Consider the following 13134-nt stretch of genomic DNA (forward strand, 5'->3'; position numbering starts at 1 on the left):
TTCCCCCTTATTTGCTTGCTACTGCACTAGCTTGAACCATATCGCCAGTGCTATTGCCCCAAGCGTTACGTTCATAAGTAATTACTGCCGCCATCTCTTGTGGAGATAACTGCGCAGCAAAGCCCATCATTGCAGTGCCTGCTTTACCATTTTTGACCATGTCAATATGTGCATTAACATCGTTCATTACCATTGCACTACCTTTTAGGGCAGGGAAAGCCGGCGGTAGACCAGCACCATTTGCTTGATGACACGCTGCACACTTGGCTAGATAAACTTCTTCACCTTTAGCCATTAAGTCGGTCATCGATAGATCATCAAGTTTTACGTCAGCTGTATCAATTGCCGGAGCTTGTTCAGCTACAGGTTCAGCTTCAACAACCGGAGCTGCACTTGCTGCCCCACTAACTGCCGCATTAACATCACTTGCTTGTACGTTATCGCCAGTTTTGTTATCCCAAGCATTTCGCTCAAAAGTAACAACCGCTGCAATTTCTTTTAAGCTAAGTTGCTTGCCGTAACCTTGCATACCTGTGCCTGGGCGACCAGTGTAAACAACACTTATGTGCTCGTTTAAGCGTGATGCCTCGGTTGCAATTGCACTTTTATTTAGAGCAGGGAATGCTGGCGGTAAACCGTTACCTGAAGGTTGGTGACATGCTGCACAATGTGCTGCGTAGGTTGTTTCACCTAAAGCCATCATTTCATCCATAGGCACAGATGCATTTAATGATTGTGCTTCAGCTGCTTTGGCTTGAGTAATGGCAAGTTTTTGCTCATTAATCCAAAGCTCATAATCAACTTCGCTACGCACATCAACAACAACTGGCATATAGCCGTGATCTTTACCACATAACTCAGCACATTGGCCGCGGTAAATACCCACTTCGTTAACTTTGGTCCAAGCTTCATTAATAAAACCAGGGTTAGCATCTTGTTTAACGGCAAATGCAGGTACCCACCATGCGTGGATAACATCATCAGAGGTAATTAAAAAACGAACCTTCCGGTTAACAGGAATAACAAGAGGCTTATCTACTTCTAACAAGTAGTTTTCACCTTTAGTGTCGCCATTACCGTCATGATCATTGAATTGCTCTTTAGGTGTAGCTAAAACACTGTAAAATTCAATGCCTTGATCAAAGTATTTATAATGCCACTTCCACTGAGAACCTGTGATTTGGATGGTAATAGCAGATTCACTGTTATCTTCCATTTTGATCAAGGTCGTGGTTGCTGGCCAAGCCATACCGATAAGAATTAAAATTGGGATAGCGGTCCAAAGTATTTCTACTTTAGTGCTTTCATGGAAAGTGGCGGCTTTAGCGCCTTTAGATTTACGATGGAATATCATTGACCAGAACATAGCACCAAATACTAAGATGCCTATAACGGTACAAATCCACATTACCAACATATGCAAATCGTAGACTTCTTGGCTGACATCGGTCACACCTTTAGTCAAATTCAATGGCATATCTGCCCAAGCTGAACTGGAAATTAAACTTCCCAACAACAGCCAACCTAGGTTACGTCTTTTCACTCAACATCTCCTCTGCTTATTTAGCCTAGAAAATACAGAAAAAAGTACAGATACATTATCCAGTAATAAGCCAAAGTGCATTAATTCAATTGATGAAAAGAATATGGAGTTAATGCAGTTTAGTTTTGTTCGCTGTTTTAATGTCTCTTATTTCCGTAATTTATTTTTATAATTAGTTTACGTACAACAAATCTACAGAAGGAAGTGGTAGATTTAGCGCATATTTTTATTTTAATAACTTTATTTTTTGTTTACTTCCTACTCTAGAATTACCTAAATTTTGAACAATATCTAGTTCTTTGTTAAAAATTAGTAAATTAATTTCAATAATTTAGATAGAGTAAATACTCTTGTTTTTAAAGGGATTTAAGAAATATAGCGGGGTGTAGAGATAAAAAAAGGCTGAATTTTGTACAAAATTAAGCCTGAATTATTTGGTTAAAATGTATACAGGTTTTTATAACGGAGACTACATCCAATCAGCGTTTCGTATTACGCCAACGGCTAAGCCTTCAATATTGAAATGTTGCGAAGCTAAATCAACTACGATTGGTGAAAAATCTTCATTTTCAGCATGCAAGTAAACCACATTGCCTTCGCGCTTATAACGCTTAACTGTTACGTCGTCATCAACACGAGCAACAACCACTTGACCGTTATGAATATCCGTAGTTTGATGCACAGCGAGTAAGTCGCCATCTAAAATACCAATATCTTTCATGCTCTCGCCATTAACGCGCAATAAATAATCGGCATTTGGATGAAATAATGTACCGTCGACTTTGTAATGCTCTTCTACATGCTCAGTAGCAAGAATTGGTTCACCAGCAGCAACACGGCCAATTAATGGCAAACCTTCTTCTTCCGCATGCTCCTCTGCAAGGCGAATGCCTCGAGAAGTGCCAGGCAACATTTCAATGAAACCTTTCTTAGCTAAAGCTTTTAAGTGTTCTTCGGCAGCATTGGCAGACTTGAATCCAAAAAAATCAGCTATTTCGGCACGAGTTGGTGGCATACCAGTTTCGGCGATCTTTTCTTTTATTAAATCAAATATCTGTTGTTGGCGAGCGGTAAGTGGACGCATAACATTCCTGTTTATCTGTACAGTACAATATACTGTCAGTATATACAGCTAGAAAAGAAACGCAACTACTTATTATAAAAATAGATTGTGGGATCCAGTTTCATTTGAAATTTAATCCAGAGGGGTGAAACTTTTTTTTTAAGTCAAATTTGGATTATGCTAAGAGAAATATCGTCGTAAGCATTTGTTTTGGTGATTTATATTAAATACACTTATTCAGAGAAAGTTTACGTTATGAAGAAACGATTTATAATCGAGGTAATGGCAGTTAATTTACATAATATAGCTGATAAGCGCAGCTGTTTGTATCTTATATGGCCACAGTGAACTTTTCAGTAGGTGCATTTTTTGCACCAACTCGTGTATGCTATGTGGCAAGCCTGAAAAAGACGAATGTACTAATATGCAAATGGAACCAAAGGTACTTTGTGGTAAAGTTTTAATTATGGCGAATTCGATATAATTAGAATCACCGAACATCACATGTACCAAATCGGAACATCTCACCCAATGTGCAAATTTTGCATGTTGCTATGTCTCCTAAGTGCCATCTACGGTCATTCAGGCGTACGTTAACATTTTCAACTCAATCGCAACTGCGGACGTTGGGCCAACTCACTTTTGAACAAAAACGAGTTAAGCCAAACCACTAACAACTATTTTTATACATCAGGTTTATACAGCCAAAACCACCAGATAATAAGAGCGATTGTCGCCAAACCAACTATATTCGCTATCAACATATCAACTCCTAACTTTCTCTCGATTTGAATAAGCGTAATCTATTTGCGTTGGAAACTACCGTTAGTGAAGAGAACGCCATAGCAGCACCAGCAATAACGGGGCTCAGTAAGATGCCGAATACAGGATAAAGCACGCCTGCCGCCACAGGGATCCCTGCAACGTTGTATATAAAAGCGCCAAATAAGTTTTGTTTTATATTTTTTAATGTCGCTTTACTCACTGCAATAGCATCTGCAAGGCCATGTAAAGAGCCCCTCATTAAAGTAACATCGGCACTTTCAATGGCCACGTCAGTACCTGTTCCTATTGCAAAACCAACGTCTGCTAATGCCAATGCTGGAGCGTCATTGATACCGTCTCCAGTCATACCAACAACTTCACCTGAGTTCTGAAGTTCCTTAACTTTACTCGCTTTATCTTCAGGAAGAACTTCTGCGTAAAACTCCGAGATCCCCGCTTTTAACGCAACCGCCGCTGCTGTCTCTCTGTTGTCACCAGTCAGCATAATCACTTTAATACCGCTTGCTTGCAGTCTTTTAATGGCAGAAATTGAGTCGTGTTTAATAGGGTCTGCCACTGCGATAATTGCTGCCAACTCGCCATCAACAGCAAAGTACATTGGAGTTTTAGCTTCTTTCGCCAGAGATTGTGCTCTTCCTACAAATCCAGTCAGGTCTATATCTTCTTCAGCCATCAATTTAGCATTGCCGAACAATAGCGACTTTCCTTCGCATGTTGCTGTAACACCTTGGCCTGTAATCGCTTTAAATGATTGAATTTTTAATAGTTCGATTTTTTTCAGAGCAGCACTTTCTAAGATTGCTTCTGCAAGAGGATGTTCAGAGCCATTTTCTAAACTGGCAGCTAACTGAAGCACTGACTTTTCATCTGTGGCATTTGCTAAGACTATATCTGTAACTTTAGGAGCGCCCTCTGTAATCGTGCCTGTTTTATCCAAAATCATTGCCGTAACTTTTGACGCTGTTTGTAATGCTTCACCATTGCGAATTAACACACCCGCCTCAGCAGCTTTTCCAACGCCAACCATAACTGACATAGGGGTTGCTAAGCCCAATGCGCATGGACAAGCAATAATCAAAACTGTTGTCGCAGAAACAGTAGCAAATGCAATCGCAGGATCAGGACCAAAGTTGAGCCACGCTAAAGCACTTAACACAGAAATTATCATCACAGCTGGCACAAAATAAGCTGAAATAGCATCAGCTAAGCGACCAATAGGTGGTTTTGAATTTTGTGCTTTCTTTACCATATTAATAATTTGAGCAAGCGCAGTGTCTTTTCCAACTCGTGTAGCTCTAAAAAAGATCAAGCCTGACTTGTTAAGTGTTCCAGCCACTACCAGATCACTCACATTTTTTTCAACAGGTATTGGTTCACCTGTCAGCATTGACTCATCTATAGCTGTATGACCGTCCACGACTTCACCATCTACAGGAATTTTTTGGCCAGGCTTAACCTTTACAACGTCGTTCTCTAAGACTTGTTCAATGCCTATTTCAACCTCTTTATTGTCTCGAATAACAATAGCCGTTTTTGCTTGCAACCCAATCAAACGTTTTATAGCTTGTGATGTCTTGCCCCGTGCTTTTAGTTCAAGTGCTAAACCTAAGTTGATTAACCCAATGATCATTGCTGTAGCTTCGAAATATACATGGCGAGCCATTAAGGGAAGTACGTCAGGTGAAAGCACAACAACCATTGAATAAATCCAAGCTGTGCCTGTGCCTAACGCAATAAGTGTATCCATATTGGCAGAGTGATTTTTGAAACTGTTCCATGCACCAATATAAAAATGTTTGCCTGAAAAATACATCACACCTAAAGTGGCAATACCTACAATAAGCCATGATATTCTTTCTGTTGTTGTAACAACGGTCATCTCACCAATGAACAATCCATAAATCATTAGTGGAATACCTAGAGACAGCGCAATAAAAGTATCTCGCAGTAACTTCTTGTAATACTCCCAATCAGCAGCTTCTTTCTCATCCAAGATCTGATCGGTTTTGGAGGTATCCAATAGTTTTGCATTATAGCCAGCCGACTCAACCGCTTGGATTAACTCACTTGCGTGTGCTGTGCCAGAAACCATCACAGTTCTATCTGCAAAGTTCATTTCAGCTGAAATCACTCCCTCAGTTGATTGAATTGCCGACTCAATTTTGCCAACACAACTAGCACAACCAGCACCTTCGATGATAAGTTGCTGGCTAGTTTCTTTATTTTTCATCACTTGGTTCCTCCGTACTTACAGGCTCGAAGCTATCTATAAGATGGCAAACCATCGTTGATGTTGGCGCTTTATCCTCTTTACATTCCCATTGTTCTAAGGCTCTGCTCATATTTTCTCGTAACGTTAGCATTGCCTGAAATTGTTTTTCTGTTTCAGCTAACCGCTCTTTAATAAGCGCTCGAACGAGTGGGCATGCAGCTTTGCCATGACCAGCCTCATCAACTATTTGCTTAATATCAGACACCGAAAAACCAAGTTGTCTTGCACTTAAGATAAACTTGAATCGAGAAACCTCTGTGGGCGGATAATATTTGTAGCCATTTTCCGACTTTATAGGATTAAGCAATTTCAAACGCGTGTAATACCTTACTGTATCTGGCGTTGTGCCATAAGCCTTGGCTAGTTCGGACACTTTCATAAGACCTCGCAACTTAAAATATTTGAGTAGTTAAGTTGAGTGTAGACCTGTGTGTAAGACACAGGTCAAGTAGTTTAATTTTCAGGACCAAACAAACTGGTTAGTACTGACGTAGTTAATAAAATGGCGAGCGCTATCACTATTTCAATAGAAATAGATTTAGATAACATTTCTCTGCCGGTTGAATTCTTAAGTGCAGGAACTAGCTTAAATTTGTGCATCGCTGCTAGTAATAAAATTGAATTAACTAAAATCAATTTAAAAAGAAGGACTTGTCCATAAGAAGTAGTCACAAGGGCGTCAATACTGCCTACAAGCTGAATCGATAACCAAAGGCCTGCAATAATTATCAGTATCACCATAGAAACGGCTTGTTTGCCAAATTTTCCCATTAGTATAAAAAGCTCATTATGCGCTAAAACGCTACAAGCCAACCTCAACGGTAACAACGCCCCCATCCACCATGCGATTAAAAGAACATGAAGAATTAACGTTATTCTTTCTAGCCACGCTAATTCGGAGACATGTCCCAATACTGAAAATGAGTATGCCAGTAGTAGCAAACTGCACATATAAAGTAAGCCAAGTACATAGCGGTTAACCTTGGTAGGTTTGCTATGCACAGACAAAACAAATGCAAATATTGCAATTGAGAAGCCAATGGAACGGTAAAACGTTACTTCGCCAATAGAGGAATCCCACATGAGCTCAATCATGTCGCTATCCAGAGCTTCTCTGATGCCGTCTTCGGCCATTGCGCCTGTGCTAGCTATGAACCATATAAAATTAGCAACGAGCCCAACAAAAATCGAACCATTGATTAGCTTTAAAAATGTCGAACGTGTTGTTGCCGTTTTCTGTTGAGCTTTCTGCTGGGTTTGCTCAATAACTTGTCCAAGAAATGTATAACTAGCGATACTTACAAAGCCAAGGTAAAACGAAAATTTTGACAGTACAATTAGCGTACTCCAGATATACATTTCCATCGAATTTATCACTCCAAATTAATGAACCATAAAGCCAAAGCTTTCTTTCATTTTATGGCCATCCTTACCTAAAAACGTGGCCTCAACGATGTAATTTGCAGGTGCCAATTTAGGGAGTTTCCATGAGAATTCACTGTTTGACTCTTTCGTTGGCTTAAAACCAAATTTAATCTTTTCTCCTTGTTTATTTTTAAGTGACAACTTTACGATCTTTACATTTTTAGTGAAGATCAAAGATAAGATCTCTGGAGACTTCATTAGCATTGCATTATCTGTAGGCATAGACGCTTTTAAACTGACATGAGCTAACGCACTCACGCTAAATGTCATAATTACGACCATAATAATCTTGATTAATGTATTCATATTTTCACCTCTTTATACTTTATGAATTAACGAGTAAATTTATCTTTAAATATAAGCTGTGAAGGCACACCAATATCTAGGATCATGTTTTCAACTTCCTCCATCATTGCCGCAGGCCCACACAGATAAAACTCAGTAGCGAAAGGCTGCACATTTTCACTGAGTTGCTTCATCAATGCTTTTTGTACGTAACCTCGATTACCTTTCCACTCTGGTGAAGGTGCTGATAATGTTGGTATATAAATGAAATTGTCATGGCTCTGCTCTAACGCTTCTAACTCACTTTGGTATAACAAGTCTTCTTCCGTTCTAGCACCATAAATCAGTATCATCTCGTCTTGATGGTTGTGCTTTTTCAATTCTTCGAAAATGATGGCTCTCAAAGGGGCTAAACCTGAACCTGCCCCAATAAAAATACGTCGATGTTTGTTAGTGCTATTGGGTTGGGACATTGCAAAGAAATCAGAATATGGACCTCTAGCCGTTACTGTTTCACCCACTTCAAGTGCCCCTAAATACGAAGATCCAATACCCGCTCTTTGGCCATCCTCACTGGTTTGCCAACGTATGTTGAACGTTAGTTCATCGGTTTCTTGGTCAAAATTCGCTAAGGAGTAATGACGGCTTGCGCCACTGTGGCTAAACCTTCCGTGAGTATATTCGCTCCAGTATTTTTCAAATGCTCTGGGCATATCATTTGGGCGCAAATTATTCATACCGGCTGGTATGCCAAATTCCATATAGGCACCCGCTTTGTATGTAAGTGGATTGCCAGACTTAACCTTAAATTTCACTTCCTTGATGAATGGGGTTATGAACTGTGATGCAACGACCATTAATTCGTGGGTTTCAATTGCGTTACTGGACATGACCTCCACAGAATCAACTTCTGAAATAGTATGCTGACAGCCTAGTCGGTAACCTTGAACCAATTCTTCTTCAGTTAGCTGTTCTGTTTCAGCAGACGTTGGAGGAAGGTCATTTTCGCTCTTAAACACACATTTAGCACACGTGCCACCGCCTCCACAGCTAGAAGGCAAGTAAACATGCGAGTTAGCTAACCCCTCAAGAATTGAATGACTTTCAGAAGCTAAAATATCACAGCTTGTTCCCGCCTCAGCAAACATCACAGCAACTGTTTGATTGCTTTGATGCCAGCTCAACCTTAGTAATCCATTCTTGTATAACTGGATTAACCAAATAACGCCTGTAATTGACAAAAGTAAGGTACATATGGAAAAAACAATTATCCACCAATGATTAAAGCCACCTGAACTCCCATAGTCCATAAAGTGCAGCGTCATCATCAGGTCTTTAAGTCTGAAATCGTCATTAGCATGTCGAAGTACTTTACCTGTCACTGCATCTAGGTAGATGGTTGTGTTGTTGTCATCTTCAGCGTTAACTTTCCACATCGGATTTTGTTGAGCAACATAGTCGTCAAATGGAGGTTGTAATAGTTCAGGTTTCAACAATTGTCCTGGGCCAGAGTATGATTGCTGGGCAATGATTAACGCCTGAGACGAAGACAGCTTAAAAGGTTCTCCCGTTACAGCATCGAATAATTCAGAACGGCTTTTCTGGTAACTGTGTTGGCCCGCATGGTAAACGAAATGATAGTATGGGTGCTCCAGTATCCATATCAGTTTTACACTTATCGGCTGAATTTTTTTTGACAAGTCACCAACGAGAGAAACTGGTTTAAGTTCAAACGCAGATAACTTGTGGTCACTATGAGAATGAACACGATATTCATGTCCACCTGCTTTATGATGATCCATCAAATTGAAATAAACGCCGGTTCCCAACCAAATAAGTAATTGAATACCCACCACTAAAGAAAGCCACTTATGGAGGGTTTTGCTTGATTTAATAAATGACATTAAACCGCCTCACTTTTATTTGGCGCTGCTACACGGTAGTAAGTCAGTACAGCACCAGTCAATGCGGCTAAAAGTCCTAGCGACGCAACTAGCAACAAAAACCAGTTTGAGACATTTTCACCGTCGTCATAGTCCATAATATGAAAACGCCACATCCAATCAAATAGTCGCCAAAAGTCATGTCTTTTGGCCACTACAGCTCCTGTACTTTGATTTACATACAACGTAGGCGAAGAGAGCCCTTCAAACTTGATCTGCCAAAACGGTAGGTGTCTAGGTGATAATTCCGCTGGCATCTCATTTGCTGAAGTCATTAAAGTTAATGCTTCAACCTGCTCCGAACCGGCATAGTGATAGTTGCCGATTTTTCTGGCCATGGTTTCGTCAATCTGAGGTATAACGTCACCAGTATTTGCGTCTACCGCTACTTTGCCTTCATCCCCATTGGTAAAACGATACACTTGCTTATCCAAAAGCTTACCTAGAGAGATATTTTTAGCCTCTGGAAAATCCTCGATTAAAGAAGCTGTAGTGAAGTTAACCTCGCTCAGCTCAAGTGTTTGGTTTTGATTCTTTACTAAGTTTTCACCATGTATATGGTGAATATCCATGCTCACCATATATAAGCCTGTAATAGACCAAAACAGGAACTGTACGCCAATAAACGCCATTATCCATTTGTGATATTTACGGCTGGATTTCAATAAATTAAAAGGAGGTGTACTTTTGCTTTGTAATGAGCGGCTTTTCCATAGTAAATAAACCGCAGGTAATACTAATAATGTTAAAACAACCGCACTAGCCATACCTCCTACCATAGGTGCTGCGATACGGCTCATCACTTCTGAGCCTGTTCCCGTACCATATAAAATAGGCATTAAGCCAATAATTATGGTGGCAACAGTCATCATCACAGGGCGAACACGTAGACCAGCACCTTGCATGATGGCTTCGGTTAATGCTTTATGGTCAAAATCCCGGCCTTCTGCTTTAGCATTTTCAGCGGCTTCTTTGTATGCTTGGTTTAAATACACCAACATGATGACGCCAATTTCAACTGCAACACCTGCAAGAGCGATAAAGCCAACCCCAACAGCAACCGAGAAATTAAAGCCTTCAAGGTACATCAACCAAATACCACCAATCATGGCAAGTGGTAGTGTTCCCATGATAATGGCAACTTCGGCAAAGCTTCTGAAATTTAAATAAAGCAATACTATGATAATAGCTAGCGTTAATGGTAATACGTAGCTGAGTTTCTCTTGTGCCCGCTCCATATATTCATATTGCCCAGCCCAAGTAATTGAATAACCAGCTGGCAGATCTATTTCATTAGCGACTTTAGTTTTAGCGCCTTCAACGTAACTACCTATATCAACGCCGTCGATATCTATAAATGTCCAACCGTTAATACGGGCATTTTCACTTTTTATCCCAGGAGGCCCATCTTCAACATACACATTAGCTACATCAGCTAAAGCAATTCGCTGCCCTTTAGGGGTTACAATTGGAAGTTTTTGTAACTCTTCAGGTGAGTCACGGTAGTCTTGTGGGTAGCGAAGGTTTACAGGGTAGCGCTCTAACCCTTCAACGGTTTGGGTAACGTTCATGCCACCTATTGCTGTCGCTACCACTTGTTGAACATCAGCAATGTTTAATCCATAACGAGCAGCTTTTATTCTGTCGATATCAACTTTGATATAACGACCTCCGGCAACACGCTCAGAATATACAGACGCTGTACCGGGATAATCTTTTAAAACCGTTTCAAGTTGCTGACCAATATCCTGAATAACAGCCAAATCACTACCAGCTACTTTTATACCAACAGGTGTTTTTATACCTGTGGCAAGCATATCAATCCGTGTTTTGATAGGCATTACCCAAGCATTGGTTAAGCCTGGAAATTGCACAAGTTTGTCAAACTCTTGCTTTAGGCTTTCTGTAGTAACGCCTTCACGCCATTGCTCACGAGGCTTTAATTGAATGAAAGTTTCAATCATGGTTAAAGGGGCTGGATCTGTTGCCGTTTCAGCTCGACCAACTTTACCAAAGACATTTTTAACTTCCGGTACGGAGGCAATGAGTTTATCGGTTTGTTGCAATAACTCTCTTGCTTTACCAATTGATATACCTGGATAAGTAGTAGGCATATACATCAAATCGCCTTCATCTAGTGGCGGGATGAACTCACTACCAATCTTATCAAGTGGCGAAAAGCCAACCCAAGTAACTAAAAGGGCTGCAACGATAGTGCCTTTAGGGAATTTTAAGACCAACTTTAACAACGGCTTATAACCAGCGATTAATGCTCGATTGACCGGGTTCTTATGCTCTGAAACGACTTTACCTCGAATAAAATAGCCCATCAGTACAGGTATTAAGGTAATGGCTAAACCAGCAGATGCTGCCATAGCATAAGTCTTGGTATACGCTAATGGCGCAAACATGCGGCCTTCTTGGGCTTCTAAAATAAATACAGGTAAGAAACTTACGGTAATAATTAACAAGCTAAAAAATAAGGCAGGACCTACTTCACTTGCAGCTTTTGCCACAATTTGCCATCGGTTTTCATTAGTGAGTGGGGTCTTCTCCATATGCTTATGCATATTTTCTATCATCACGATTGCACCATCGGTCATAGCACCAATGGCGATAGCAATGCCACCTAGGGACATAATGTTGGCGTTAATCCCTTGAAAGTACATAATGATAAATGAAACCAATATGCCTAAGGGTAAACTGACAATCGCAACAATTGAGGAGCGAACATGAAACAAGAATACGACACAAACAATCGCAACTACGGCTAATTCTTCAATTAATTTAGACCAAAGGTTATCAACTGCACGCTCGATAAGACCTGAGCGGTCATAGACAGTAACTATTTCTACACCATCAGGTAAACCACGTTTTAATTCATTGAGCTTTGCTTTTACGCCATCAATGGTCTTTTGGGCATTCTCGCCAAAGCGCATTACCACAACACCACCAACAACTTCACCTTCACCGTTAAGCTCTGCAACGCCACGACGCATTTGAGGGCCAAGCTTAATGTCGGCAATATCACCTAATAAAAGCGGTGTGCCATTAACATTTAAGCCAAGTGGTATAGCTTCTAAATCATCTATTGACTGTATATAGCCTGATGCCGTCACCATATATTCAGCTTCAGCCATTTCTACCACTGATGCGCCAACTTCTTGATTACCTTGTTTAATCGCTGTTTGAATTAAACTTAATGGAATATCATAAGCACGCAACTTATCAGGGTTCACCATGACCTGATACTGCTTCACCATACCGCCGATAGCCGCTACTTCAGAGACTCCATCTACGGTTTGCAATTCATACTTTAAAAACCAATCCTGAATACTGCGTAGCTCACTGATGTCGTGCTGACCAGTTTTATCAACGAGTGAATATAAATAAACCCAGCCAACGCCTGTTGCATCAGGGCCAAGTTGTGGCTTAGCTGAAGGAGGTAAACTCGGTGCTACTTGCGATAAATACTCTAGTACACGCGACCGTGCCCAATAAAGGTCAGTGTCATCATCAAAAATAATGTAAACATACGAGTCACCAAAAAAGGAATAGCCTCGCACTGTTTGAGCACCGGGAACTGATAACATTGCGGTGGTAAGAGGATAAGTAACCTGATCCTCTACTACCTGAGGTGCTTGTCCCGGGTAAGAAGTTTTAATAATTACCTGTACATCAGATAAATCAGGGATCGCATCAACAGGTGTATTCTTAAAAGCGAATAAACCTGCGCCAACGATTATTAAGGTGGCCAGCATCACAAAAAAGCGATTGAATACTGACCAATGAATTATACGTTCTATCATGTCAATAT

At 40.5% G+C, this 13134-nt stretch carries 7 protein-coding genes and 1 pseudogene; all 8 read right to left on the reverse strand.

Translation table 11 applies throughout. The annotated features are described in order from the left end of the window. Positions 1-7 precede the first annotated feature (7 nt). The gene (gene coxB / locus FNN08_RS11170; protein WP_409574607.1) at positions 8-1543 is read right to left on the reverse strand and encodes a cytochrome c oxidase subunit II; all 1536 of its coding nucleotides are present in this window, start codon (positions 1541-1543) and stop codon (positions 8-10) included. A 469-nt stretch (positions 1544-2012) separates the two neighbouring features. After that, positions 2013-2627, reverse strand: coding sequence for a transcriptional repressor LexA (gene lexA / locus FNN08_RS11175; RefSeq protein ID WP_143585770.1), 615 nt, complete (start codon positions 2625-2627; stop codon positions 2013-2015). 751 nt (positions 2628-3378) lie between these two features. Continuing rightward, positions 3379-5622, reverse strand: a complete 2244-nt coding sequence (locus tag FNN08_RS11185) for a heavy metal translocating P-type ATPase (RefSeq protein WP_143585772.1) — start codon at positions 5620-5622, stop codon at positions 3379-3381. Then, the gene (locus FNN08_RS11190; RefSeq protein ID WP_143585774.1) at positions 5612-6043 is read right to left on the reverse strand and encodes a MerR family transcriptional regulator; all 432 of its coding nucleotides are present in this window, start codon (positions 6041-6043) and stop codon (positions 5612-5614) included. Before FNN08_RS11190 ends, FNN08_RS11185 begins: the two co-directional genes overlap by 11 nt. A gap of 74 nt (positions 6044-6117) precedes the next feature. Continuing rightward, positions 6118-7029 (reverse strand): copper resistance D family protein, encoded by a 912-nt coding sequence (locus FNN08_RS11195; protein ID WP_143585776.1) that lies wholly within the window; start codon positions 7027-7029, stop codon positions 6118-6120. Between the two features lie 18 nt (positions 7030-7047). Beyond that, a complete protein-coding gene (locus FNN08_RS11200) occupies positions 7048-7395 on the reverse strand; it encodes a copper resistance protein CopC (RefSeq protein WP_143585778.1) in 348 nt (115 codons plus the stop codon). 26 nt (positions 7396-7421) lie between these two features. Beyond that, positions 7422-9278, reverse strand: a complete 1857-nt coding sequence (locus tag FNN08_RS11205; protein WP_143585780.1) for a 2Fe-2S iron-sulfur cluster-binding protein — start codon at positions 9276-9278, stop codon at positions 7422-7424. A gap of 731 nt (positions 9279-10009) precedes the next feature. Further along, positions 10010-13126 (reverse strand): annotated as a pseudogene (locus FNN08_RS11210) (efflux RND transporter permease subunit); the annotation flags it as partial. Between the last annotated feature and the right edge of the window lie 8 nt (positions 13127-13134).

It is taken from the genome of Thalassomonas sp. M1454 (assembly GCF_007097525.1).
Classification (GTDB): Bacteria; Pseudomonadota; Gammaproteobacteria; order Enterobacterales; family Alteromonadaceae; genus Thalassotalea_A.